The organism is Saccharothrix sp. S26 (genome assembly GCF_021390395.1).
In the GTDB taxonomy this organism is placed as follows: domain Bacteria; phylum Actinomycetota; class Actinomycetes; order Mycobacteriales; family Pseudonocardiaceae; genus Actinosynnema.
In genome coordinates this window covers 38,542-63,535 of record NZ_JAJUWT010000024.1, presented here as the reverse complement: position 1 = coordinate 63,535, position 24,994 = coordinate 38,542, and the positions used below count along the sequence as shown (strand labels likewise).

The window sequence follows — 24,994 nt, the reverse complement described above, 5'->3', positions numbered from 1 at the left end:
GGTCGGTGGGATGACACGAAACCCGACCCACGACGCAACCGCAGCGTCAAGGGGTGGTTGGGGTCATCCTGCTGATCTGCCCCCTGCGAGGACGTTTTTGATCTTCGCAGCTGTTGCTCTTCAGCCCCGGACTTCGAGCCGACGCCGACGAGCGATCTCGGCCAACACCACGCCGGCGGCGACGGAGGCGTTCAGCGACTCGACGCCGGCGGCCATCGGGATGGACACCGTCTGGTCGCACGTCTCCTTCACCAGGCGCGACAGGCCGCGTCCCTCCGAGCCCACCACGACCACCAACGGGCCGGTGGCGAGGTCCAGGCCGTCCACGTCCACGTCACCGTCCGCGTCCAGACCGATGACCATCAGCCCGGCCTCGGCCCACTCCTTGAGCTGACGCGTCAGGTTCGTGGCCACGGCGATCGGCATCCGAGCGGCCGTGCCCGCACTGGTACGCCAAGCCACCGCCGTGATCCCGGCGGACCGGCGCTGCGGCAGCACGATGCCGTGCGCGCCGAAGGCGGCGGCCGAGCGCACGACGGCGCCGAGGTTGCGCGGGTCGGTCACGCCGTCCAGGGCGACCAACAACGGCGGCATGCCGGACTGGTTCGCGATCTTGAGCAGTTCGCGCGGCTCGGTGTACTCGTAGGGCGGCACCTGCAAGCCGAGCCCCTGGTGCATGGCGCCGCCGGTGATCCGGTCCAGCTCGCCGCGCTGCACCTCCAGCACGGAGATGCCGCGCGTGGCCGCCAGTTGCACCGCCTCGGCGACCCGGTCGTCGGCGTCGATGCCCAGCGCCACGTACAGCGCGGTCGCCGGGATGCCGGCCCGCAGGCACTCGACCACCGGGTTGCGCCCGGCCACGGTCTCGGGGCCGTTCTCGGCGGCCTTGCGCCGCTGGGAGCGGACCTGCTCGGCCTTCGCGGCGGCGTTCGCGCGCTTGTAAGCGGGGTGGTTCGGTCGTTCGGTCGCCTTCGGCGTGGGGCCCTTGCCCTGCAGGCCCTTGGACTTCTGCCCGCCGGAACCGACGACCGCGCCCTTCTTGGAGCCGGGGTTGCGCATGGCGCCCCGGCGCTTGGAGTTACCAGCCACGAGCTCAGTCGTCCTTCAACGTCCACAACGGACCGTCGGGGGTGTCCTCGACGGCGATACCGGCCAGCAGCAGGTGGTCGCGCAGCGCGTCCGCGCGCGCGAAGTCCCTGTCCTTGCGGGCCTGCGACCGCTCCTCCAGCAGCCGCTCCACGAGCACGCCCAACGCGCGCCTGCCCGCGCCGCCCGCCGAGGCGTCGTGCCACTGCGGCGACAGCGGGTCCAACCCGAGCACGCCGGTCATCGCCCGCACCGACTCGGCGGCGGCACGCGCGCCCGGGTCGTCACCGGACTCCAGGGCCGTGTTGCCCTCGCGCAACCGCTTGTGGATCGCGGCCAACGCGCCGGGCGTGCCCATGTCGTCGTCCATCGACGCCACGAACGCGGGCGACAGCTCGCCGTCCGCGCCGACGGCCCCGGTGCGCTCGACCACCCGCCGCAGGAACGACTCGATCCGCCGGTAGGCCGACACCGACTCGTCCAACGCCTCCGGCGAGTACTCGATCGCCGACCGGTAGTGCGGCCCCACCAGGTAGTACCGCAGCTCGGGCGCGCGGACCCGCTCCAGCATCGCCGGGATCGACACCGTGTTGCCCAGCGACTTCGACATCTTCTCGCCGCTGAGCGTCACCCACGCGTTGTGCATCCAGTACCGGGCGAACCCGTCGCCCGCGGCCCGCGACTGGGCCTGCTCGTTCTCGTGGTGCGGGAAGATCAGGTCGATGCCGCCGCCGTGGATGTCGAACGTGCCACCGAGGTACGCGGTCGCCATCGCCGAGCACTCCAGGTGCCAGCCCGGCCGGCCCGGTCCCCACGGCGTCGGCCACGACGGCTCGCCCGGCTTCGCCGCCTTCCACAACGTGAAGTCGCGCGCGTCGCGCTTGCCCGTCGCGGCGGACTCGCCCTGGTGCACCTCGTCCGGCTTCTGCCCGGACAGCGCCCCGTACTCGGGGAACGAGGTCACCGAGAAGTACACGTCGCCGTCGGCGGCGTAGGCGTGCCCCTTCTCGATCAGCCGCTCCATCAGCTCGACCATCTGCGTGACGTGGCCCGTCGCGCGCGGCGAGTAGGAGGCGGGCAGGCAGCCCAGCGCGTCGTAGGCGTCGTCGAACGCGCGCTCGTGCTGGTAGGCCCACTCCCACCACTGCGCGCCGTGCTCGCCCGCCTTGGCCAGGATCTTGTCGTCGATGTCCGTGACGTTGCGCACCAGGCGCACGGTCGAGCCGTCGCGGCCCAACCACCGGCGCAGCACGTCGAAGTTGAGGCCGCTGCGCACGTGGCCGATGTGCGGAACGCCCTGCACCGTGGCCCCACAGACGTAGATCGACGCCGTTCCGCTGACCTGCGGGACGAACTCCCGCATGGACCGGGTCGCGGTGTCGAAGAGGTGGAGGCTCACGTGAAGATGGTACGGGCGGTGACGGAGCGGGGTTGAGTCGCCCGGTCAGATGTGCTTGCGGAGCACCTGCAGCAGGGCGTCCGGCCGGCTGCCCGTCGGGAGCGGCTCGACGATCTCGACCTGGCACCCGATCGCCGCCGCGCCGCCGTCGGCCTCCGGGCTGTCGCCGATCATGAGCGCTTCGGTGGGGTGCACGCCGAGGCGGTCGCAGGCGATGCGGAAGATCTTCGGGTCCGGCTTGACGAAGCCCTCCTGGTAGGACAGGACGAACTCGTCCACCCGGTTCTCGACGCCGTGACGTGCGAAGACCGCGGAGATGTCCCAGGCGATGTTGCTGACGACCGCGGTCGGCACCTCGGTGCCCAGCGCCTGCGCGGTGTCCGGGTACGGCTGCCAGAACGGCGGGCTGCACAGGTCGGCGTAGAACCGGGCCGGGTCCTTCGCGCCCGCCTTCGCCAGCACGGCGAGGTGCAGCTCGCGGTGCGCGTCGGGGTCGAGGTCGCGGCGCTCCCACTGCGCCGGGTCGACGTCCAGGCCGTCCGCGACGCCGACGGGCGCGGTGAGCGCGCGCATCAGCGCGGCGTGGGCGGCCAGCGAGTCGTGCTCCAAGCGGAACAGGGTGCCGGAGAAGTCGAAGAGCACGGCGCGGATCGTCACATAACGAACGTTACGGGATTCGAACATCGGAGGTCTCGTGAATCCCGCAGACAGAGAACGGTCTCACCAGACCGGAGTAGCGACGCGCACCGGCCGTCAGGCGGCGTTGCCGGTGACCTTCGTCGGCGTGAGGCGCAGCACCACGCGGACCCGGCCGGGCTCGTCGGCCGGGAAGTCCTCACCGGTGTACTTGTGGGACAGCGCGTTGGCCAAGGCGCGACCGGTGTCCTCGGTGATCGTCACGGTGCCGCGGATCTCCGCGTACGCCTCCGGGTCGGCCCCGCTCCACACGCTCGCGCTCGCCCTCGGGTCACGGCGCAGGTTGCGCTCCTTCGCGCGGTCGCGCAGCGTCGAGAACAGCAGGTCGTCACCGTCACGAGTGACCCACACCACCGATGTCTGCGGGCTGCCGTCGGCGTTCAGCGTGGCCAGGACGCAGTAGTTCCGCTCGTCGACCAGGGCCCGCGTGGACTCGCTGAGGGTGATCGCCATGGCCTCAGGCTAGCGGCACGACCAGCGCGGTCGCGACCGCGGCGATGCCCTCGCCGCGCCCGGTCAGCCCGAGGCCGTCGGTGGTCGTGCCGCTGACCGACACCGGGCCGCCGACCGCGTCCGACAGCACCCGCTGCGCCTCGTCGCGGCGCTTGCCGATCTTGGGCGCGTTGCCGATGACCTGCACGGCCGCGTTGCCGACCCGGTAACCGGCCTCCTCGACCAGGCGACGCGCCTCGGCCAGGAACTCCACGCCGTGCCGACCCGACCAGCGCGGGTCGCTCGTGCCGAACACCGCGCCCAGGTCGCCCAGGCCCGCCGCGGACAGCAACGCGTCGCACAGCGCGTGCGCGGCCACGTCGCCGTCCGAGTGGCCGGCGCAGCCGTCGGCGTCGTCCCAGCGCAGGCCGGCCAGCCAGCACTCGCGACCGCGTTCCACCTGGTGGACGTCCGTGCCGATGCCCACCCTGGGGATCACGGGGCTCCTCCGTCACCGACCAGCAGCGCCTCGGCCACCGCCAGGTCGAACTTCGTGGTGATCTTCATGGCGTCGGGGTGGCCGGGCACCGTGACGACCGGCACACCGAGCCGTTCGACCAGGCCCGCGTCGTCGGTCGCGCCGAGCCCCGCCTGGTGCGCGGCCTCGTGCGCGCGCAGCAGCACGGTGGCGTCGAAGCCCTGGGGCGTCTGCACGACCCGCAGCGCGGCGCGGTCCGGTGTGGCGACCACCACTCCGTCGGCGTCGACCTGCTTGACCGTGTCCGCGACCGGCAGCACCGGGATGACGGCCGGGTGACCCGCGGCGACGGCGTCCACCACGGCCTTGACCACGGCGCTGGGCGTGAACGCCCGGGCCGCGTCGTGGACGAGCACGATCGAAGTGTCGCCGATCTCACGCAAGGCGTACGTTAGGGCCAGGCGCACCGAGTCCGACCGCTCGGCGCCACCGGCCACGACGTGCACCGCCCCGTCGGCTGGGGCCAACGGGGCGGTGACGGTGTTCACAACGTGCACATCGGACGGCGGCGCGGCGATCACGACGTGCCGCACGCAGCCGGAGTCGAACAGACCGCGCACCGCACGCACGAGCAGCGGAACGCCGTCGACCGGCACGAGCGCCTTGGGCATGCCATAGCCCAACCGCTCACCCCGGCCCGCCGCGGGCACGAGCGCGACCACACCCATGTTCGCGGTTTCCGAGTTGTCGGGTGGAACGATCAGGACGCGGTAGCCAGGACCTCGTCGAGGAGGACCTCAGCCTTGTCCTCGTCGGTGCCCTCGGCCAGCGCCAGTTCGCTAACCAGTATCTGTCGAGCCTTCGCCAGCATCCGCTTCTCACCAGCGGACAGACCGCGATCCTTCTCGCGCCGCCAGAGGTCGCGCACCACTTCGGCCACCTTGTTCACGTCACCGGACGCGAGCTTCTCGAGGTTGGCCTTGTACCGCCGGGACCAGTTGGTCGGCTCCTCCGTGTGGGGAGCACGCAAGACCTCGAAGACCTTGTCAAGACCCTCCTGGCCGACGACGTCACGAACGCCCACGATCTCGGCGTTGTCGGCGGGGACGCGAACCGTGAGGTCGCCCTGGGCAACCTTGAGGACGAGGTACTTCTTCTCCTCGCCCTTGATCACACGGGTCTCGATTGCTTCGATGAGAGCGGCACCGTGGTGCGGGTAGACGACGGTCTCTCCGACCTTGAAAACCATGTGTCCTCTGCCCCTTTCGCTAACCCCATCCTAACACGCCGAGCAATCCCCTCTTCGGCCCGTTGAGATCAGTTAGCGCTGGTCAGGGCCGCGTGGGGGGTTGACAAATCACCCGGTCGCATGCAACGCCCGAGGTCGATCTTGCTCCACTGTGGACGCGCGTGGGAGCCTCGCGGGCGGGTGTGGGGGCCGGTGCCGGGCGGCTGCGAGGGTGCTGCGGGGGGCCTGTGGGGCACCACATGCCGCAGGTCCGGGGGCACCCCGTTAGGCTCCTGGACTGGTGGTCGGACCCGTTACTACCGGGTACGACCCGCCTCGTCAGCACACCGGGAAGGATCCGAGCAGCCGTGGGTCGCGCACTCCAGAAGTCCCCAGCGCCGCGCCGCCTGGCCGTCGTGGCCGCCCTGGCGACGGGCCTCGGCTTGGCCGCCGCAGGTTGCAGCGCAGGTCAGGTCACGCAGACGGACACGCAGGTGGCCGCCGTCAACGGGGCCAGCGGGCAGGTGGGCGACGTCGCGGTCCGTGACGCGCAGTTCCTGTTCCCGGTGGCGCACGGCTCCTACGAGCAGGGCGACGACGCGCCGATCGTCGTCGTGATCGCCAACAACGGCGCGGAGGCGGACAAGCTGCTGGGTGTGACCAGCGACGCGTCCGGGCCCGCCGAGATCAGCGGCGACACCAAGCTCGAGCCGGCGTCGGTCATCCTCAGCGGCGCGGACCAGGACGACGCGGGCAGCCACCCGACGTCGACCACGGCGAAGCCGTCGGGCTCTTCGTCGTCGGAGGCTCACGCGACGACGACGACCACCGCGCCGAGTGAGTCCGGTTCGGTGACGACCACCACGACCCCCTCGGGGTCGGCGACGTCCACTTCGGGCAGTGGCACGTCCATCTCGGCACCGCCGACCACGGGCACGAAGCTGCCGTCGTCGGTCGACCCGACCGAGCCCGGTTCGGTGAAGATCGTGCTGAAGGGGCTCAAGAAGCCGCTGCGGCCCGGTGAGACGATCCGGGTGACGTTCCTGTTCGAGAAGGCGGGTGAGGTGACCCTGCAGCTGCCGATCGGGGCCTCGCCGGAGCCGCGCGAGGACGGTCCGTCGGAGCACTGAAGGTGAGTGCCGCGGTCAGGCGCTGAGCGCGCCAAGACGTTGTGGAGCAGGGGTCCCCGGCCAGGGGACCCCTGTTTTTTGTCGCGCGGGGGTGAGGATCTTCGGCGCTGTCGGTGGTGGCGGATAGCCTCCGGGGGTGGCGAAGACAGCACGGGTGGCCAGGCCGACGTACCGGTGTGCCGAGTGCGGGCACGAGGTGGCGAAGTGGGTCGGGCGGTGCCCGGAGTGCCAGGCGTGGGGGACGGTGGAGGAGCGGGGCGTGTCGGCCGCGCCCCGGTTCCTCGCCGGCACGCCCAGCAGCGAGGCGCGGCCCATCGCGCAGGTGGACATCGAGTCGGCGCGGGCCGTGTCGACCGGTGTGCTGGAACTCGACCGGGTGCTCGGTGGTGGGCTCGTGCCCGGTGCGGTGGTGTTGTTGGCGGGGGAGCCCGGCGTCGGGAAGTCGACGTTGTTGCTGGAGGTCGCGCACCAGTGGGCGTTGTCGGTCGGGCGATGCCTGTACGTGACCGGTGAGGAGTCGGCGGGGCAGGTCAGGTTGCGGGCGGATCGGACCGGGAACCTGCACGACGAGATCTACCTGGCCGCCGAGAGCGACATCTCCGCCGTGCTCGGGCAGGTCGACGCGGTGAAGCCCAGCATGCTGATCGTGGACTCGGTGCAGACGATGTCCTCGCCCGCGGTGGACGGTGCGCCCGGTGGGGTCAGCCAGGTCCGCGCGGTGACGGCCGGGTTGATCGCGGTGGCGAAGGAACGCGGGTTGCCGGTGGTGCTGGTCGGTCACGTGACCAAGGAGGGGTCGGTCGCGGGACCGCGGGTGCTGGAGCACCTGGTGGACGTGGTGCTGCAGTTCGAGGGGGATCGGCACTCGACGTTGCGGCTGCTGAGGGGGGTCAAGAACCGGTTCGGGCCGGCGGACGAGGTCGGGTGCTTCGAGTTGCGCGACGACGGCATCGCGGGGGTGCCGGACCCGTCCGGGTTGTTCCTGCACCGGCGGGACCAGGCGGTGTCCGGGACGGCGGTGACGGTGGTGGTGGAGGGCAAGCGGCCCATGTTGGGCGAGGTGCAGGCGTTGGTCACGCCGACCGCGTTGCCCGCGCCGCGGCGGGCGGTGAGCGGGCTCGACTCGGCGCGGTTGGCGATGGTGCTCGCGGTGCTGGAGAAGCGGGGCAAGGTCGGGTTGGGCAACAAGGACGTGTTCACCGCCACCGTGGGCGGGATGAGGCTCGTCGAGCCCGCGGTGGACCTCGCGGTGGCGTTGGCGGTCGCGTCGGCGGCGTCGGACCTGCCGTTGCCGCACGACCTGGTGGTGGTGGGCGAGGTCGGGCTGTCGGGGGAGCTGCGCCGGGTCAACGGGGTGGGGCGGCGGCTCACCGAGGCCGCGCGGCTCGGGTTCACCAAGGCGCTCGTGCCGCCGGACGCCGGTCCGCTGCCGCAGGGCACGCGGGCGCTCGTGGCCAACGACCTGCACGAGGCGTTGAACCTGCTCAAGCTGCGGAAATAGCGGAACCGGCGTCACCCGGGCAGGGGACGCCGGTTCCGGGACGCGCTCGCTTACCTGGTGGCGGCCAGCAACTGGGCGCAGCGGATCAGGCCGAGGTGGCTGTAGGCCTGGGGGTGGTTGCCCAGGGAGCGCTCGGCGATCGGGTCGTACTCCTCGGGCAGCAGGCCGGTGGGGCCCGCGGCATCGACCATCTGGGCGAACAGCTCCTCGGCCTCGGTGCGGCGGCCGGTGAGCAGGTAGGCCTCGATCATCCAGGCGGCGCAGAGGTGGAAGCCGCCCTCGTCGCCGGGCAGGCCGTCGTCACGCCGGTAGCGGTAGACGGTGGAGCCCGAGCGCAGCTCCGCCTCGATGGCGGTGACGGTCGCCTGGAAGCGGTCGTCGGTCGGGTCGATCAGGCCGGACAGGCCCACGTGCAGGGAGGCCGCGTCCAGGTCGTCGCCGTCGTAGGCGGTGGTGAACGACTGCGCTTCCTCGCTCCAGCCGTGCTTGAGCACGTCGTTGGAGATGGTGTCGCGCAGCACCGGCCACGACGGGTCGATCTCGCGGTCGTAGCGCTCGGCGAGCTTGACCGCGCGGTCGAGGGTGACCCAGCACATGACCTTCGAGTACACGTGGTGGCGCGGCGCGTGCCGCTCCTCCCAGATGCCGTGGTCGGGCTCGTGCCAGCGGCGGGCGACCGCCTCGGCCATCGCCTGCACCATCAGCCAGTCCTTGTCGGTCAACGAGCCGCGCGCGTCGGCCAGTTGCACGACCAGGTCCACCACCGGACCGAAGACGTCGAGCTGGACCTGCTGGTTGGCCAGGTTGCCGACGCGCACGGGGCGCGAGCCCGCGTAGCCGGGCAGGGTGTCGATGACGGCCTCGGCGCCGAGCATGGTGCCCTGGAGCGTGTACAGCGGGTGCAGGCGCTCCGGGCCCGGCAGGGTCGACAGCACGCCGTGGACCCAGCCGAGGAACGCCTCGGCCTCGCCCAGCGAGCCGACCGACACCAGGGCCTGGGCGGTCAGCGCCGCGTCGCGCAGCCAGCAGTACCGGTAGTCCCAGTTGCGGATGCCGCCCAGCTCCTCGGGCAGCGAGGTGGTGGCGGCGGCCATGATCGCGCCGGTGTCGTGGTGCACCAAGCCCTTCAACGTCAACGCCGACCGCAGCACCAGGTCCGGCTCCACGGCCGGGAGCTTGAGCGTGGCGGCCCAGTCGGACCAGAACGCGCCGGCCCTGGCCCGCCGCTCCGGCTCGCCGAGCGTGGCCTCGGACAGGTCGTCCGTGCCGCAGCGCAGCTCCAGCAGGATCGGCGCGCCCTCGCGGGGCCGCACGACGGCCGTCGCGGTCTCCTGGATGCCGTCGGAGGTGATCTGCCAGTCGACGCCCGGCGAGCGCAGCACCATCGGGTCGGAGGTGCCGACGACCCGCAGGCCGTCGCGCTCGCGCAGCAGCCGCACCGGCACCTGGCCGAACTCCGGTCGCGGCGCGAAGGTGATCACCGCGTTGGTCGAGCCGGAGATGCGCCGCACCAGGTCGGTGCGGTGCGAGGCCAGGTCGTGGTCGAGGTAGTCGGTGACCAGCAGGCGCGACCAGCGGGTCTCCACGATCATCGTGCCGGGCACGTACCGCTGGCCCAGGGGCAGCGAGCCGTGCTCGGGCTTGATCGAGAAGTGGCCCGCGGCCGGGCCGCCGAGCAGGTCGGCGAACACGGCCGCCGAGTCCGGCTCCGGGTGGCACAGCCAGTTCAGCCGGGCGTCCGGGGTCAGCAGCGCGACCGACCGCTCGTTGGCGAGCATGGTCAGCCGCTCGATCGGCACGGCCTGGTCGCCGTGCAGCCACGCCCGCCGCTCCTCCAGCAGGAACGCCAGCACGGTGGCCACGTCGAGGGTGTCGCCGACGGAGTACTCGGCCAGCGACTCGCCGTCGCCGACCTTGATGCCGACGTCCGGCCCGGACAGCCGGGCAAACGCTTTCTCGTCGGTCACGTCGTCACCGACGAACACGGCCGCGGTCGCCGACGCGCGGTGCCGCAGGACGTCCAGGGCGTGGCCCTTGTCCGTCTGCACCACGGCCAGCTCGATCACGGCCTTGCCCTCGGTGACCTGCACGCCGTCCCAGGTGGCCGGACCGGTGCGCACGGCGTCGAGGACCCGTTCGCCCACGGCGGGGTCGGCGCGGCGCACGTGCACCGCGATGCTCGCGGGCTTCACCTCCAGGCCGACGCCCTCGTGGCCGGCGACGACCCCTTCCAGCTCGGTCTCCAGGCGGCGGTGCAGTTGCTTGGCGTCGGCGTCGAGCGCGTGCACGAAACCGACGTCGAACTCGGAGCCGTGCGAACCCACCAGGTGCACCTCGGACGGCAGCCGCGACAGCGTCGCCAGGTCGCGCAGGGCGCGCCCGGAGATCACCGCGGCGGTCGTCTCGTGCAGTCCGGCCAGGGAGCGCAAGGCGCCCACCGACTCGGGCAGCGGACGGGCGTCCTCTGGGTTGGCCACGATCGGAGCCAATGTCCCGTCGTAGTCGCAGGCGACCAGCAGGCGCGGTGTGCGTGCCAACTGCACGATCGCACGACGAAGTTCGGCGGGGAGGGCCTCGGCGGTCAACGCCCCTCCTCAATGCTCGGTGGGACAAGGTCGGTGGAATGTGATCTGAACTGATTCAGATCGCGAACTACGCGCCCAAGGCATCAAGAAACGATCGAGCCCATCGGTCGACGTCGTGCGTGAGGACTTGGCGGCGCAGCGCGCGCATCCTACGGCGGCCTTCGGCCGGATCGAGCGTGAGGGCGGCTTCCAAGGCGTTCTTGACGCCGTCGAGGTCGTGGGGGTTGACGAGGAAGGCACTCGTCAGTTCGGCCGCCGCGCCGGCGAACTCGGAGAGCACCAGCGCGCCGCCGAGGTCGTAGCGCGTGGCGACGTACTCCTTGCAGACCAGGTTCATCCCGTCACGCACCGGAGTCACGACCATGACGTCGGCGGCGGTCATGAAGGCGGTCAGCTCCCGCCGGTTGACCGATTGGTGCAGGTAGTGGACCACGGGGTGGCCCACGGTGGAGAACTCGCCGTTGATCCGGCCGACCGCCTGCTCGATCTCGCCCCGCATCTGCTTGTAGTGCTCGACGCGCTCGCGGCTGGGCGTGGCGAGCTGCACCATGGTGACCTCGCCCGGGTCCACGCGGCCGTCGGCGAGCAGTTCGTGCAGCGCGCGCAGGCGCACGTCGATGCCCTTGGTGTAGTCGAGGCGGTCCACACCGAGCAAGATCTTCTTCGGATTCCCGAGGTCTTCGCGAATTTGCTTCGCGTGTTTTTGGACTTCCTTGTCGCGTGCGAGCGCGTCCAAGCCCGCCGAGTCGATAGAGATCGGGAATGCCCCCACGCGGACGGTGCGGTCGCCGACCTGGACGACACCGGGCCGGGTGCGCACGCCGACCGCGCCGCGGCTGGGCTCCAGGCCGACCAGGCGGCGGGCCAGCCACAGGAAGTTCTGCGCGCCACCGGGCCGGTGGAAGCCGACCAGGTCCGCGCCCAGCAGGCCGCGGATGATCTCCGTGCGCCACGGCAGCTGCATGAACAGCTCGACCGGCGGGAACGGGATGTGCAGGAAGAAGCCGATGCGCAGGTCCGGGCGCAGCTCGCGCAGCATGGCCGGCACCAGTTGGAGCTGGTAGTCCTGCACCCACACCGTGGCGCCCTGGGCCGCGACCTTCGCCGTCACGTCGGCGAACCGCTGGTTGACCCGCACGTAGGCGTTCCACCAGCGCCGGTGGAACGCGGGCGGCGCGACCACGTCGTGGTAGAGCGGCCACAGCGTGCCGTTGGAGAAGCCCTCGTAGTAGTCGGCGACCTCGGTGGCGCTCAACGTCACGGGGTGCAGTTGGAGGCCGTCCTCCTCGAACGCGTCGACCTCGGCGTCGGCGATGCCCGGCCAGCCGATCCACGCGCCGCTGTGCGTGCGCAGGAACGGCTCCAGGGCGGTGACCAGGCCGCCCGGGCTGTGCTTCCACCGCTGCGTGCCGTCGGGCAGGCGCTCCAGGTCAACCGGCAGGCGGTTGGCCACGACCAGGAAATCCGCGCCGTTCTCGCCAATGCTGCTCACCGGGTAGCGCCTCCTAAGGGATTCGTCTCGCCCACCGTCGAGGTTAGTGGGAACGCGCAGGTTGGATGCCCTGTCGTCACTCCCGTCACACTGGGTTGACTTGACGAAAGTCCGTCAGGTGGGCGATCTCACGTGGAAACGCCGTGTTCAGGTCCTCAGCGGCGGGAACGGGCCGCGAGCCGGCCCAGGCCGGTGCGGACGGGACGCCCCAAATGTTCACCCAGGACGACGCCGCTCGCCAGCGCGAGCGCCGTGCCGGCGGCCAGCACGAGGGTCGACAGGCCGGCCGCGTCACCCTCGGCGGTCAGCTGGTACAGGCCCCGGTAGGTGGTCCAGCCGGGCAGCAGCGGCACCATCCCGGCCACCGCGACGAGCAGTGGCGGCATGCGCAGTCGACGCGAGACGATCTTGCCGCCGAAGCCCACGACGGTGGCCGCGACCGCGGCGCACGCGACGGCGTTCGTGCCGGTGAGCGCGAGCAGGCCGTAACTGGCCGTGCCCACCGCGCCCGCGGCGGCGGCCACCGGCAGCGCGCGCACCGGGGCGTAGCTGGCCAGGGCGAAGAACGCCGAGGTGGCCGCGCCGGCCGCGAACTGCATCGGCACGTCCGAGATCAGCGGCGGCAGCGGGTCGGCGATGTTGGTCCGCACGCCGAGCTGCACGCCGGCGCGCAGGGTCAGCGCGATGCCCGCGATGAGGCCCGCGGTCAGCAGCGCCACCTCCACCGTGCGGCCGGCGGCGGTGACGTTGTAGCCCGTGATGGCGTCCTGCACCGTGCCGACCAGCGACAGGCCCGACAGCAGCACCACGATCCCGGTGGCGATCAACAACGACGGCCGCACGGTCGGCAGCAGGTCCGTCGCGTACATCGCCACCGCCACCGCCGTGGCCAGCGCGCCGCCCACCACCTGCTGGAAGAAGAACGGCAGCGAGCGCCGGTTGAGGATTCGGCCCACCCGGTCGATCAACGCCGTGACCAGCGCCGCCGTCGCGGCCGGCACCGGACCGCCGCCCACCAGGAACGCCACCGCGGCCGCCATGCCCGCCCACGCCAGCGTGGCCACCCACCGCGGGTACGGGTGCTCGGCGCGGCTGATCCGCTCGATCTCGGCGGACGCGTCCGCGGCCGTGACGCCGTCGGAGGTGATCCGCCGGATCAGGTCCTCCACGGCGGCGAGCCGGGTGTAGTCGACGCTGCGCCCCCGCACCACGCGCATGGACGTCACGGGCGCGGCTTCCGTGCCGCGGTGGCAGGAGGCGGTGATCGACGTGTAGATCACGTCGACCTCGGTGTGCGGCAGGCCGTACGCGCTGGTGACCGCCAGGATGGTGGCCGTCACGTCGGCCGCACCGGCCCCGCCCGCCATCTGCGCCTCGCCCACCCGCAGCGCCAGGTCGAGCACCAGGTGGACGGTCGAGTCGTCCGGGAGGGACGGTCCCTCGACCGGTCGCGCCCGCTCGGTGTGCCGCGCCCGCCGGCGCCACAGCCGCACCCGCCGTCACCTCCCTCGTCCGCCCCCGCCACGCCCGACCGTGTCACATTCGAGGCTGTGTCCTGCACCACCCCTGGACGAGGTACCTGGACCAGGTGATTCGATCACCGTGCGTTCAACACTGTTGATACCGCTGGCCAGCGGTTTTGCGGGTTCCGGGGGCCACCCGGACGGTACCCGCGACCTCCGGACGGACCAACGCCGGCCCACCGCGAGCAGACCGTTCGCCGCAGGTGGCACCCGCTGCGGGCGCTTACGATGTTCCCGGCCTCCGGGCCAAGCCGGTGTAGCTCAATTGGCAGAGCACTCGCCTTGTAAGCGAAAGGTTGCGGGTTCAAGTCCCGCCACCGGCTCCGTGCCGTTCGACCCGACCTGGGCAGACCAGGGGTCGTGGTGGCGGATTTCATGATCATAGCGGGCGCGGCCCGTGCCCGCTCGGCACGGGCCGCGCCCGGACGGGGTCAGCCCCGGTCGGTGATGACCTGGTAGGCCACGCCGCCGTGGTCCTCGCCGTCGATGAACTGGACCAGGTTGGTCAGGTACTCGCCCGGTGCCTCCGGCGTGAACGTGAGCTCGGCGGTGAACCGCTCACCCGGCTGCAACGGCACGCCGATCAACGCCGACCGCTTCGGGTCGAACTGGAACGCGGTCTCGCCGACCTGCTTGAGGCCCGCGGCCTGGCCGCCCGCGGCGCGCCAGCGCTCGAACAGGCGCGGCCCGAGGTCGATCACCACGGTGCCCGCCACCGGCTTCTCACCGGTCAGCACGAGGTCGGTCTTGGCGTCGCGCCCGGTCGCGTTGCCCAGGGTGAACCAGGACTTCACCGGCTCGAACACCTTGCCGCGCACGGTCTGGAAGTTCCGCCACGCGATGTTGTTGTTGTTCTTGGTGTTCAACGCGGTGTTCGAGCCCTCGGCGAACGTCATCGGGTCCGTCGCCGACACCCAGCGCGCCAGCAGGCAGAAGTGGCCCGGACCAGGGATGTTCGGCCACGGGATCTTCGCCACCGCGCCGCCCGCGGGCACCGACAGCGTCTCCTCGCCGATGTAGATCCAGTCGCCGTTGGTGGCGTTGTTCCACGTCGTGCCGCCGCCGGCGGGCGTGCGGTAGACCTTGAGCGTGCCGGTGCTCGTGCCCAGGCCCGAGGTGTTGTTCAGCTTCACGTGGATGTAGTTGGTCGCGCCGGCGACGGGCTGGATGCCCGCGCAGTCCGCCTGCGTCGGGCAGACCTTGATGTCCGGGCTGTTCCACACCGTGCCGTTCGGGTTGGGCTCGGCGCCGGAGTCGGTGACCTGGTCGCGGATGAACACGTCGGTCTGCCGGCAGTCCGACAGCAGCTTGCGGATCGCGTCCGCCGTGCCCGCGCCCGTGGAGGTCGTCTGCGTGGACACGCCGCCGGTCGTCGTGGCGTAGTTCTGCATGATCGGCGTGATCGTCGCGGTGAAGGCCGAGGACGTCGGCACGTACACGGGCGAGATCTTGATGCCCTTGCCGAGCGCGTCGTTCGCCCGCTGGGCGGCGTTGGTGACGTCCGCGGCGGTGTGCGCGTCGTCGAACCCGCCAGGCCGGGCGTCGGTCACCAGCACCACGAACTTCGTCGCGTTCGACCGCCACGCGCCGCTGAAGTCGACGTTCTGCGGCCGGCCCGCCGCAGGCAGGGTGTTCACCACCGTGTTCAGGGCCTCGTCGGACGCCTCCGGCTCGCCGCCGCCACCGCCCGCGGCGAGGCTGTTGGTGACGTAGTTCGTCACCGCCGCCGCGTTGCCGGGCGCGAAGTTCGCGTGCACGGTGACGTTGTCCTTGAACGTGACCAGGCCGAGCCGGTAGTCACCGCCCGACGCGGTGATCACGTCGCCGACGATGGAGTTGATGCCGGTCTTGAGGTTGGCGATCGCGCCGCCCATGCTGCCGGTGTCGTCGAGGACGAACGCGACGTCGAGGGGGCCGCACGGCGCGGCCACCGGCGCGGGCGCGGCGACCGCGGGCGAGGTGAGCTGGACGGCGGACGCGGTCAGGGCGGCGACGGCCACCAGCGCGCCGCGTCTGAGTGAGGGTCTCATCTGTTCTTCTTTCGCTCGCACGTCCGGACGCAGGGGTCCGGGCGCTCGGACAGCGGTGTCCGGGCACACCTGGCGGATGATGGGGCGATCGGCCGAATACGGTCCGAAAAGAGCAACTTCGTCCCCTCCCCCTACCCGGCAAACGGCAGCCGCGCGTGCCGAGGTGGGGAGGTGGCCTGACGCCGTCAGCACGAACGGTTCTCTTCCGATGGCATGTGGCGGAGCGGCGTAACGCCGAGTGGGCGACGCGCGACAAGCCGGCACAGAGCCGCCACCGCCTCGGAGAACCGCCATGACCCAGCCTGATCAGCCGCCCGCGTTACCTGCCGCTCCCAGCGTCGAACCGACACCCGTCCCGGTGGCGGTATCGGGACGCAAGGTGGCCGTGGTGTTCGGTGCCGTGATCGCCGGCGTCCTCGTGATCGCCGGTGCGGTGTGGGCGTTCGGAGGTGGTGACAGCACTGCGGCACCCGTCACGGCGACATCCACGTTCGTGCCTACCGCGTTCGAGCTGAGAGGCACATTGAGCCTCAACGACGGCGTGACCTCGGTCACGTCCAGCGGCGAGTGCGCCGGTTACCGCGGGTACGACGACATCTACGAAGGCTCCCAGGTCACCGTCTACGACGCTGCCGGCAAGGCGGTCGGACTCGGCCGGCTGTACAACGCCCAGTACTCGGCGGGCTCCTGCGTGTTCGAGTTCACGGTGGGCAACGTGCCGCTCGGGGACGAGATCTACCAGGTCGAGGTGTCGCACCGGGGGAAGGTGTCGTACAAGGTCGAGGACGCCAAGTCGGGACGCGTGAGCTTGAGCCTCGGAAGGTAGGGGCACAAGCTCGCGGCTCGGGCCGGGACGCGCTCGGTTCGAGCCGCGGACAGCAGCCGCGCGTGCCAAGGTGGGCAGGTGGCCTACCTCCCAGACGCCTCTCGATACGACCGGATGACCTATCGGCGGTGCGGGCGCAGCGGGCTCAGGTTGCCCGCCGTGTCGCTCGGGCTGTGGCACAACTTCGGTGACGACCGGCCCTACGAGACCGGGCGGGCGATCGTGCGCCGGGCGTTCGACCTCGGCGTGACGCACTTCGACCTGGCCAACAACTACGGGCCGCCCTACGGCTCGGCGGAGGTCAACTTCGGCCGGATGGTGGCCGACGACCTGCGGCCGTTCCGCGACGAGCTGGTGATCTCCACCAAGGCGGGCTACGACATGTGGCCGGGGCCGTACGGGGAGTGGGGCTCGCGCAAGTACCTGCTGTCCTCGTTGGACCAGTCGCTGTCCCGGCTCGGCCTCGACTACGTCGACATCTTCTACTCGCACCGGTTCGACCCGGACACGCCGCTGGAGGAGACGGTCGGCGCGCTGGTCAGCGCGGTCCAGCAGGGCAAGGCGCTCTACGTCGGCATCTCGTCCTACTCGGCGACCAAGACCCGTGAGGCGGCGGAGCTGCTGCGCACGGCCGGCGTGCCGCTGCTGATCCACCAGCCGTCGTACTCGATGCTCAACCGGTGGATCGAGAACGACCTGCTCGACGCGCTGGGCGAGCTCGGCGTCGGCTGCATCGCGTTCTCGCCCCTGGCGCAGGGGATGCTGACCGACAAGTACCTCGACGGCGTCCCAGCGGGCTCGCGCGCCACGCAGGGCAAGTCGTTGAGCGAGGAGCTGCTCAGCGAGGCGACCCTGGCGCACGTGCGGGCGCTGGACGAGATCGCCGCCTCACGCGGCCAGTCGCTCGCGCAGCTCGCCCTGACCTGGGCGTTGCGGGACGAACGGGTCACGTCGGCGCTCATCGGGGCGAGCAGCGTCGACCAGTTGGAGGCCAATGTCGCCGCCCTGGACGGCCCGCCGCTGACCGACGACGAGCTGGCGAAGATCGACGTGCACGCGGTCGACTCGGGCATCGACCTGTGGGCGGAGTCCTCGAACGCGGGCTAGCGGGGCAGCGTCACGGTGAAGGCGGTGGAGCCCGGCCGACTGGTCAGCTCCACCGTGCCGCCGTGCGCGGCGACCAGGGAGTGCACCACCGCGAGCCCCAGCCCGCTGCCGCCGCGGTCGCGCGTGCGCGAGTCGTCCACCCGGTAGAACCGGTCGAAGATGCGCGACCGGTCGGCGGCCGGGATGCCCGGGCCGGTGTCGGCCACGCGCAGCACGGCCGACCCCTCGCGCACCGAGACCGTGAACGAGACCGACGTGCCCGCCGGGGTGTGCACGGCCGCGTTGGTGAGCAGGTTGTCGACCACCTGCCGCAGCCGCAGCGGGTCGAACGCCGCCCGCACCGGCCCGTCCGGCACGGTCAGCGCCAGCGGGTGCGCGGGGTGGGCGACCCGGAAGGCGTCCGCGGCCTCCCGCGCCAACGCCACCAGGTCGCCCTCGGCCAGGCGCAACGGCGTCTCCACCTCCGCGGCGTCCAGCCGGGCGAGCAGCAGCAGGTCGTCCAGCAGCACGCTCATCCGCGCCGCCTCCGACCGCAGCTTCTCCAGGTGCGCCTCGCGTTCGGCCGGCGCGTTCGCCGCCGCGTACCGGAACAGGTCCGCGTAACCCCGGATCGAGGTCAACGGCGTGCGCAGCTCGTGCGAGGCGTCCGCGATGAACCGCCGCAACCGCTGCTCGGCGGCCGTGCGGGCGGCCAGCGACGTGTCGATGTGGTCCAGCATCGTGTTGAACGCCGTGCGCAGCTCCTCGACCTCCACGCCGCCGTTGCCGCCCTCGGCGCGCACCGGCAGCCGGGCCGAGTCGGTCAGGTCGTGCGAGGTGATGTCGTGCGCGGTGCGCGCCATGTCGCTCAACGGCTGCAACCCGCGCCGCAGCACCGCCCGGCCGATCACCACGAACGCGATCAGCGCGAGCAGGAACGCGGCCACCTCCACGATCACCAGTTGCCGGACCGTGGTGGTGATGTCGTTCATCGGGGCCGCGCTGACCAGCACCACGCCGTCGGACACCGCGCACCCGCGCAGCCGGTACGTGCCGTCGCCGCGCAGGTACTCGGTCCGGTACACCGGCGAGCGGCCGTCGACCGCGAGCGCCACGGCGGCCAGCTCGTCGGCGTCGGCGGGCAGGTCTTCGCGGTTCTTCGGCGTCGCCGTGCCGTCGCGCACGTCGTAGACGACCGAGTACCAGCCGTACGCCTTGCCCTTGACCGTGCCGCTGTCGGCGAAGTCCTTCTTCAGCGAGACCTGCGTGCTCTCCATGGACGCGTCGAGCCGGTGCTCCAGGTACTCCTGCATGCTGCGGGCCATCACCGTGCCGACGACCGCGAACACCGCCAGCGCCAGCGCGCCCAGGCCCAGTGCGAGGCGGGTGCCCAGGCGCAGGCGGCGGCGCGTCACCGCGCGGCTCGGCGCAGCGCGTACCCGACGCCGCGGACGGTGTGGATCAGCGGCTCACCGCCGTCGGCCAGCTTGCGCCGCAGGTGCGAGACGACCAGCTCGACCACGTTGGAACGGCCGCCGAAGTCGTACTCCCAGACGTGGTCGAGGATCTGCGCCTTGGTCAGCACGGCGGGCGAGCGGCGCATCAGGTAGCGCAGCAGCTCGTACTCGGTGGGCGTGAGCGTGACCAGCTTCCCGCCCCGGCGCACCTCGCGGGTGTCCTCGTCCAGGGCCAGGTCGGACACCTTCAGCACGGACCGCTTCCACGTGGGCCCGGTCGAGCGCCGCAGCACGGCCCGCAGCCGTGCCATCAGCTCCTCCACCGAGAACGGCTTGACCAGGTAGTCGTCACCGCCGCGGGTGAGCCCCGCGACCCGGTCCGCGGTGCCGTCCCGCGCGGTGAGGAACACCACCGGCACCATCGCCCCGGCCGACCGCAGCCGGTCCAGCACGGTGAAGCCGTCGAGGTCGGGCAGCATCAGGTCGAGCACCACGATGTCGGGCCGGAAGTCCTCCGCGGCCCGCAACGCCGCCTCACCGCTGCCCGCGGTCACCGCCTGCCATCCCTCGTACCGCGCCACCGTCGCCACGAGGTCCGCGATGTGCGGCTCGTCGTCCACCACGAGCAGCCGAACCGAAGTGCCCTTGTCCACGCCCCCATGGTGCGACACGCCCGCGCGACGAGCCGGAAGCGACCGTCCGGTCGACAGCGAGTCGACAGGTTCCCGACAGCCGCCGCAGCGCGCTCGGCGTCCCGTTAGGACGAAGGGGTGGGCCGGGTGTGATGACTCACATGCGCTCTGCTACGGTTCCGCCACGGGTTTTCCCGCTCCACGGCCAGGTCAGCCGGGGTCCGCGCTCGGGGCGTGTTCCTGCGCAGATCGCGTGGAGAGCCGGCCTCGGTCGCACGCTTTCGGGAACGTGCGTGCCGAGGCCGGCTTCACTCGTCTTCAGCGGTAGCGGGCGAAGTCGAACTCCTGGCCGGTGACCGAGCGGCCCAGGTCGGCGCCCACCTCGGTCAGCAGGTCGACCAGTTCCAGGCCCGCCAGCCAGTCGCGCGGCAACGCCGCCGTGCCGTGCAGGGCGCCCAGGATGTTGCCCGTCAACGCCGCCGTGGCGTCGCTGCCACCCGAGTGGTTGGCCGCCGCGCGCAGGGCGTCCACGAACTGCGCCCGCTTCGGGTACACCAGCACCGTGTGCACGGCGATCGCCAGCGCCTCCGGGCCCGTCCAGCCGCTGCCCAGGCGGTCGACGCGGACCGAGTCGAAGCCCAGCGCCCGGTGCTCGTCGGCGAACACGACGGCCCGGTTGAGGGTGTTGGCGGTGTACGGGTCGTCGCGCAGCACCCGTCCGATGACCTGGTCCACGGCCTCCCGGATCGGCCGGCCGCGCACCGCCAGCAGGTGGATGAGCAGGGCGAACGCCCCACCGGACACCCAGCCGCCGGTGCCGCCGTGGGTGAGCGCGGCGAACCGGCAGCCCAGGTCGTAGGCGATCTCGGCGCTCGGCGCGAAGCCCGCCGGCGCGGTGCGGGTGACGCCGTTGCAGCCGGACGAGTCGTTGTGCGGCTGCTCGGGCGTGGGCGGGGTGTCGGCGGCCAGGGCGCGCAGGCACGTCAGGCCGGGTGACCGGCTGGAGTACAGCCGCTCGTCGCCCACGAGGCCCACGGCGTCCGGCTCGGGCGCGGCGACCTGCTGGGTGACCAACCACCGCCGGTAGCTCTGCCAGACGACCTCGACCGGCTCCCACTCGCCGGTGGTCTGCCCGCGCACCCACGCCCGCAGGTAGCCGTCGGCGGTGAACAGGGTCAGTTGCGTGTCGTCGGTGACCAGCGCGGGGCGCGGGGGCGCGAGGACGCCTTCCGGGCCGTGGTCGCGTTGGATGTCCGCCCACCCCAGGTACTGGATCGGCGCGCCGAGGGCGTCACCGAGCGCGCCGCCCAACAGGCACGCCGCGCCACGGTCGACCACGTTCATCGGCTCGCGCGGCACTTGCCCTCCTGCACTCGCCCAGAACTCGGCCGGGACGTCCGGGGCCAAAACCCTAGCCGTCGGCCGCCCGTCCGGTCATGCCGAGCACGGCTAGTTGAGCAAGCAACATTTACTCACAGGTATCCAACGGCCCTCCCGGCGCACCTGATCCAGTGACCGAGCCGTAGCGCACGAGGCGGGGGAGGGGCATGGCTGACCGGAGCAAGAGCGGGCTGGAGTTCGGCGTCCTCGGACCGTTGCAGGTGCTCGCGGACGGCCGACAGCTCGTCATCGGCCGCAAGGGGATGCGCGGCCTGCTCGCGATGCTGGTGCTGGAGGCCAACCGGGTCGTCCCGATCGACGAGATCGTGGACAGCCTGTGGGTCGACGAGCCGCCCGCCACGGCCAGGACGATCGTGCACGGTTACGTGTCGCGGCTGCGCCGGATGCTGGAGGAGGCCGACCCGGCGGGCTCGGCGCGCATCCTCACCACGCCGCCGGGCTACCAGCTGTCGGTGGACCCGTGGCGGCTGGACTTCCACCGGGCCCGGCAGCTCGTGTCGAGCGCGCGCGGCAAGCCCGCGCCGATCCGGGCCCAGCTGCTGCGCGAGTCGCTCGGCCTGTGGCGGGGCCAGGTGCTGGCCGACGTGCCGGGCGACCCGGTCACGACCGACCTGGAGGAGCTTCGGCTTGCCGCAGTGGAGGAGCGGATCGAGGCCGAGCTGGAACTGGGCCGCCACCTCGAGCTCGTCGGCGAGCTGCGCCAGCTCGTCACCGAGTACCCGTTCCGGGAACGCCTGGTCGGCCACATGATGCGCGCGCTGTACCGGTCGGGGCAGCGCGCCGACGCCCTGGACGCCTACCAGCGCTTCCACCGCCGCGTCGTGGACGAGCTGGGCATCGACCCCGGCCCCGGCCTGCGCGTGCTGCACGAGCAGGTGCTGCGCGACGACCCGGCCCTCAGCTCGCCGGGCCTGGCCGAACCGGCCCTCGTGCCACCGCGCCCCGGCGTCGTCGTGCCGGCCCAGTTGCCCGCCGCGGCCACCGGTTTCATCGGTCGCGACGAGGAACTGGCCTGGTTGGACCGCCTGTGCGACGGGCGCGACCCGGCCGCGACCACCATCGTCGTGGTCAACGGCGCGCCCGGCATCGGCAAGAGCGAGCTGGCCGTCACGTGGGGCCACCGCCGGGCCGAGCAGTTCCCGGACGGCCTGCTGTTCGCGTCCCTCAACGGCTTCGCCCCCGACCGCGACCCGGTCGAGCCCGCCGAGGTCCTCGCCCGGTTCCTGCTGGCCCTGGGCGTGCCCGCGGACGGCGTGCCGAGGGATCTGGACGACCGCGTCGGCCTCTACCGCTCGGTGCTGGCCAAGCGCCGCGTCCTGGTCGTGCTGGACGACGCCTGGGACCCCGGCCACGTGCGGCTGCTGCTGCCGCCGGGCGCGGGCTCGGTCGTGCTGGTGACCAGCCGCCGACGCCTCGAATCGCTGGTCGTCAGCAACGGCGCGCGCATGCTCACGCTGGACACGCTGTCCGACGACGAAGCCACCCGCCTGGTCGACGAGGTCGCGGGCAAACCGCTCTCCGACCAGGAGCCCGCCGCCGTCCGCAAGCTCGTGGAGCTGTGCGGCAACCTCCCGCTGGCCCTGCGGATCGCCGCCGCCAAGCTCGTCTTCAGTCCCGAGTGGACGGTAGAGGACCTGGTGGCGCAGCTCTCCGACGACCAGGTGCGCCTGCGCACCCTCGACCTCGCCGACACCGGCGTGCAACGGGCCCTGGCGGTGTCGTACCGCAACCTGCCGCCGGAACTGGCCGACACGTTCCGCGCCGCCGGCCTCGTGCCGGGCCGGTGGGTGAGCCCGCACGCCATCGCCGCAGTCTGCGACATCGACCTGGGCACCGCCGCCGCCCGCCTGGCCGACCTGGCCGACGCCCACCTGCTGGTGGAGCAGTGGCGCGGCGGCTTCGTCCTGCACGACCTGGTCCGCCTGTACGCGCGCGGCGTGGTCGAGGACCGGGAGTGCGGCCTGCGCCGCCTGATGTCGCACTACCTCGCCGCCTGCGACCACGCCCGCCGCCTGATCAGACCGGCGTCCGACGGCCTGGACTTCACCGGCGAGTCCACCGCACCCCGACCGGCCACCTCGTCGCAGGCGCTGTCCTGGTTCGACAAGGAGTGGTCCAACCTCATCGCCCTGGTGCACGCGGGCTCGGAAGTGGGCCTGCACGAACAGGTCTGGCAACTGGTCCGCCTGGTCCACACCTACTGCGTGACCAGGCTCGTCGGCCGCGAGTGGCACGGCATCGCCGAGTTCGGCCTGGCCTCGGCCCGGGTGATCGGCGACCGGCGCGGCGAGATGCTCGTCCTGCACGCCATGCACGACATCAACAACAGGGCCGGAGCCCTGCGCGGCACCCTGGACCAGGCCCGCCTGGCCCACCGGATCGCAGTGGACCTGGGCGAACCGCGCTACCTCGTGATGACCCTCGACCAACTGGCCCTGGCCCTGGTCGCCGAAGGCCGGGTCGAGGAAGCCCTGGCCCACCACCGCGAAGCCGTCGACCTGGCCCGACGCGACGGCGACGCCCTGGGCGAAGCGACCGTGCTCAACAACCTGGCCCAGGTCGAACAACGCCTCGGCCAACGCGAAACGGCCGCCCAACACCAATTCCTGGCCATGGAGATCTACCACCGCAACGGCGACGAACGGGCGTACGCCGTCGCGGTGAACAACCTGGCCGAGCTCTACGCCGAACTGGGCCTGTTGACCGAAGCCGAGGACCACGCCCGACAAGGCGTCGAATTGGCCCGCGGCGGCTCCATGCAGTTCGAGGAGGCGTTCGGCCGCCAGGTGCTCGGCACGGTTCTCGCCAAAAGGGGCGAACGGGTCGCCGCGCAAGCGGAACTGGCGGAATCGCTACGGTTGTTCGTACGCCTGGGCTCCCCGCGCGCGATGTTGGTCCGAACGGCTCTTGAAGCCTTGACCTCTGAGGTTTAGCCGCTGTTTAGCACGGTCCGGCGAAGTCGTGGGAACTTGGAGGCGCGCTGATCACCGAGTCGCGGTCGGCGCACCGGGTGGCTCTTGGTAGGGGGAACCAGGGGGGAAGTCACCCATCGCTGGCCGGCGTTCGGGGGAGAGCGCCGGCCAGCCCTATTGCACCCCACAACGGACCCGCCACCAACCCATCGGGTCGGACTCAATCGCACACGGGCAACAACTCGGGCCTTTTCGGCGCCAACCCGTCACCCATCGACTCACCGCGCAACTGCCGCGCGATCCACGGCATCACGTGTTCGCGCGCCCACTTCAAATCGTGCCGCCGCTGCGTCATCCAATCCTCGTCCACCAATGGCGGCCACGGGGTGTTCCACGGCTCCTCCGCCTCGAACCCCAGCACCTCGGCCGCCCGCAGCGCCACCCTCCGGTGCCCTTCGGGCGACAGGTGCAACCGGTCCTCGCTCCACGCCCGCCGGTCGTGCAGCACGGTCATCGACCACAGGTCGACCACCTTGCAGTGGTACCGCTCGGCCACCGACCACAAATGGCTGTTGTAGATCGCGATCTTCCCGCGCAACGACCGCAGCAACGGCGTGTGCTTCGGGTCGAACCCGGTGAAGATGAGCACCTCCGCGCCGGCCGCCCGCAGGTCGGCCACCGCGATCTCGTACACCTCGGCCAGCGCGTCCGCGTCGCTGCCGGGCACCAGGATGTCGTTGCCGCCGCCGCACAGCGTGACCAGCTTCGGCTTCAGCGCCACCGCCAGCGAGACCTGCTCGTCGACGATCTCCTGCAGCATCTTGCCCCGGATCGCGAGGTTCGCGTACCGGAAGCCCTGCTGCCTGGCCGAGATCATCGCGGCGAGCCGGTCGGCCCACCCCATGTACGTCCCGTTCGGCGCGGGGTCGTCCATGCCCTCGGTGAAGCTGTCCCCCACCGCGACGAAACTGTCCAGTCCCTCCACAGGTCCCCTCCACTCCGCGCGGCACCCCCATGACCCGCGCAGACCAGCATGCAACGCCAAGACGGCCCTACGCCACCGTCGGTTGGCAACGCTGTTACCAAGGTGTCACCCGCTG

20 protein-coding genes and 1 tRNA gene are annotated in these 24,994 nt (G+C 71.8%); 6 read left to right on the top strand and 15 right to left on the bottom strand.

Annotated features, from left to right (window positions below; genetic code table 11):
* Positions 1 to 120: 120 nt before the first annotated feature.
* The 7 genes from rlmB to LZG04_RS32575 form a co-directional block, all read right to left on the bottom strand.
* A complete protein-coding gene (rlmB, locus tag LZG04_RS32605) occupies positions 121 to 1,089 on the bottom strand; it encodes a 23S rRNA (guanosine(2251)-2'-O)-methyltransferase RlmB (protein ID WP_233824343.1) in 969 nt (322 codons plus the stop codon).
* A gap of 4 nt (positions 1,090 to 1,093) precedes the next feature.
* Positions 1,094 to 2,485 (bottom strand): cysteine--tRNA ligase, encoded by a 1,392-nt coding sequence (gene cysS, locus LZG04_RS32600; RefSeq protein WP_233824341.1) that lies wholly within the window; start codon positions 2,483 to 2,485, stop codon positions 1,094 to 1,096.
* 45 nt (positions 2,486 to 2,530) lie between these two features.
* Positions 2,531 to 3,142, bottom strand: a complete 612-nt coding sequence (locus LZG04_RS32595) for an HAD family hydrolase (protein WP_233824339.1) — start codon at positions 3,140 to 3,142, stop codon at positions 2,531 to 2,533.
* Between the two features lie 96 nt (positions 3,143 to 3,238).
* On the bottom strand, positions 3,239 to 3,634 hold the full coding sequence (locus LZG04_RS32590; RefSeq protein WP_233824337.1) for a PPOX class F420-dependent oxidoreductase: 396 nt from the start codon (positions 3,632 to 3,634) through the stop codon (positions 3,239 to 3,241).
* 4 nt (positions 3,635 to 3,638) lie between these two features.
* Positions 3,639 to 4,112, bottom strand: a complete 474-nt coding sequence (ispF, locus tag LZG04_RS32585; protein WP_233824335.1) for a 2-C-methyl-D-erythritol 2,4-cyclodiphosphate synthase — start codon at positions 4,110 to 4,112, stop codon at positions 3,639 to 3,641.
* Positions 4,109 to 4,819: a 2-C-methyl-D-erythritol 4-phosphate cytidylyltransferase gene (gene ispD, locus LZG04_RS32580; RefSeq protein ID WP_233824332.1), complete on the bottom strand. Its 711-nt coding sequence runs from the start codon at positions 4,817 to 4,819 to the stop codon at positions 4,109 to 4,111. Before ispD ends, ispF begins: the two co-directional genes overlap by 4 nt.
* 32 nt (positions 4,820 to 4,851) lie before the next feature.
* The gene (locus tag LZG04_RS32575; protein ID WP_012782996.1) at positions 4,852 to 5,340 is read right to left on the bottom strand and encodes a CarD family transcriptional regulator; all 489 of its coding nucleotides are present in this window, start codon (positions 5,338 to 5,340) and stop codon (positions 4,852 to 4,854) included.
* 347 nt (positions 5,341 to 5,687) lie between these two features.
* Here LZG04_RS32575 and LZG04_RS32570 point away from each other — a divergent pair, with 347 nt between their 5' ends.
* Together LZG04_RS32570 and radA are read left to right on the top strand one after the other, a co-directional pair.
* The gene (locus tag LZG04_RS32570) at positions 5,688 to 6,449 is read left to right on the top strand and encodes a hypothetical protein (RefSeq protein WP_233824325.1); all 762 of its coding nucleotides are present in this window, start codon (positions 5,688 to 5,690) and stop codon (positions 6,447 to 6,449) included.
* Between the two features lie 136 nt (positions 6,450 to 6,585).
* Positions 6,586 to 7,950, top strand: a complete 1,365-nt coding sequence (gene radA, locus LZG04_RS32565; RefSeq protein WP_233824322.1) for a DNA repair protein RadA — start codon at positions 6,586 to 6,588, stop codon at positions 7,948 to 7,950.
* Between the two features lie 50 nt (positions 7,951 to 8,000).
* Here radA and otsB read toward each other — a convergent pair whose 3' ends face one another.
* From otsB to LZG04_RS32550, 3 genes are all read right to left on the bottom strand, one after another.
* Positions 8,001 to 10,535, bottom strand: coding sequence for a trehalose-phosphatase (otsB, locus tag LZG04_RS32560; protein WP_233824319.1), 2,535 nt, complete (start codon positions 10,533 to 10,535; stop codon positions 8,001 to 8,003).
* Positions 10,536 to 10,602: 67 nt separating this feature from the next.
* The gene (locus tag LZG04_RS32555) at positions 10,603 to 12,027 is read right to left on the bottom strand and encodes a trehalose-6-phosphate synthase (RefSeq protein ID WP_233824317.1); all 1,425 of its coding nucleotides are present in this window, start codon (positions 12,025 to 12,027) and stop codon (positions 10,603 to 10,605) included.
* A 155-nt stretch (positions 12,028 to 12,182) separates the two neighbouring features.
* A complete protein-coding gene (locus LZG04_RS32550; RefSeq protein WP_233824315.1) occupies positions 12,183 to 13,520 on the bottom strand; it encodes a threonine/serine exporter ThrE family protein in 1,338 nt (445 codons plus the stop codon).
* 280 nt (positions 13,521 to 13,800) lie between these two features.
* On the opposite strand from LZG04_RS32550, the gene LZG04_RS32545 reads away from it, so the two are divergent.
* A tRNA-Thr gene (locus LZG04_RS32545) sits at positions 13,801 to 13,873 on the top strand.
* 108 nt (positions 13,874 to 13,981) lie between these two features.
* Here the strand turns inward: LZG04_RS32545 and LZG04_RS32540 are convergent.
* Positions 13,982 to 15,580, bottom strand: coding sequence for a vWA domain-containing protein (locus tag LZG04_RS32540; protein ID WP_233824313.1), 1,599 nt, complete (start codon positions 15,578 to 15,580; stop codon positions 13,982 to 13,984).
* A 388-nt stretch (positions 15,581 to 15,968) separates the two neighbouring features.
* Here LZG04_RS32540 and LZG04_RS32535 point away from each other — a divergent pair, with 388 nt between their 5' ends.
* The gene (locus LZG04_RS32535) at positions 15,969 to 16,406 is read left to right on the top strand and encodes a hypothetical protein (RefSeq protein ID WP_233824311.1); all 438 of its coding nucleotides are present in this window, start codon (positions 15,969 to 15,971) and stop codon (positions 16,404 to 16,406) included.
* A gap of 78 nt (positions 16,407 to 16,484) precedes the next feature.
* Positions 16,485 to 17,513, top strand: coding sequence for an L-glyceraldehyde 3-phosphate reductase (gene mgrA / locus LZG04_RS32530; protein WP_233824309.1), 1,029 nt, complete (start codon positions 16,485 to 16,487; stop codon positions 17,511 to 17,513).
* Here mgrA and LZG04_RS32525 read toward each other — a convergent pair.
* The 3 genes from LZG04_RS32525 to LZG04_RS32515 all read right to left on the bottom strand — a co-directional run bounded on the left by LZG04_RS32525 (position 17,510) and on the right by LZG04_RS32515 (position 20,940).
* Positions 17,510 to 18,907 (bottom strand): cell wall metabolism sensor histidine kinase WalK, encoded by a 1,398-nt coding sequence (locus LZG04_RS32525; protein ID WP_233824307.1) that lies wholly within the window; start codon positions 18,905 to 18,907, stop codon positions 17,510 to 17,512. The genes mgrA and LZG04_RS32525 overlap by 4 nt on opposite strands.
* Complete coding sequence (locus tag LZG04_RS32520) at positions 18,904 to 19,602, bottom strand: response regulator transcription factor (RefSeq protein WP_233824305.1); 699 nt, start codon at positions 19,600 to 19,602, stop codon at positions 18,904 to 18,906. The genes LZG04_RS32525 and LZG04_RS32520 overlap by 4 nt, the downstream gene beginning before the upstream one ends.
* Before the next feature lie 297 nt (positions 19,603 to 19,899).
* Positions 19,900 to 20,940 (bottom strand): ADP-ribosylglycohydrolase family protein, encoded by a 1,041-nt coding sequence (locus tag LZG04_RS32515; RefSeq protein ID WP_233824303.1) that lies wholly within the window; start codon positions 20,938 to 20,940, stop codon positions 19,900 to 19,902.
* A 188-nt stretch (positions 20,941 to 21,128) separates the two neighbouring features.
* Between LZG04_RS32515 and LZG04_RS32510 the strand changes: the two genes are divergently transcribed.
* The gene (locus LZG04_RS32510; RefSeq protein ID WP_233824301.1) at positions 21,129 to 23,915 is read left to right on the top strand and encodes an AfsR/SARP family transcriptional regulator; all 2,787 of its coding nucleotides are present in this window, start codon (positions 21,129 to 21,131) and stop codon (positions 23,913 to 23,915) included.
* A gap of 199 nt (positions 23,916 to 24,114) precedes the next feature.
* Here the strand turns inward: LZG04_RS32510 and LZG04_RS32505 are convergent, their stop codons facing one another.
* A complete protein-coding gene (locus tag LZG04_RS32505; protein ID WP_233824299.1) occupies positions 24,115 to 24,879 on the bottom strand; it encodes an SGNH/GDSL hydrolase family protein in 765 nt (254 codons plus the stop codon).
* Positions 24,880 to 24,994: the final 115 nt, after the last annotated feature.

What these genes read in the sequence shown, in the direction of transcription:
- LZG04_RS32575 (WP_012782996.1), bottom strand. Translation starts at nt 5,340, where the DNA reads ATGGTTTTCAAGGTCGGAGAGACCGTCGTCTACCCGCACCACGGTGCC.
- LZG04_RS32510 (WP_233824301.1), top strand. Translation starts at nt 21,129, where the DNA reads ATGGCTGACCGGAGCAAGAGCGGGCTGGAGTTCGGCGTCCTCGGACCG.
- LZG04_RS32540 (WP_233824313.1), bottom strand. Translation starts at nt 15,580, where the DNA reads ATGAGACCCTCACTCAGACGCGGCGCGCTGGTGGCCGTCGCCGCCCTG.
- ispD (WP_233824332.1), bottom strand. Translation starts at nt 4,819, where the DNA reads ATGGGTGTGGTCGCGCTCGTGCCCGCGGCGGGCCGGGGTGAGCGGTTG.
- LZG04_RS32590 (WP_233824337.1), bottom strand. Translation starts at nt 3,634, where the DNA reads ATGGCGATCACCCTCAGCGAGTCCACGCGGGCCCTGGTCGACGAGCGG.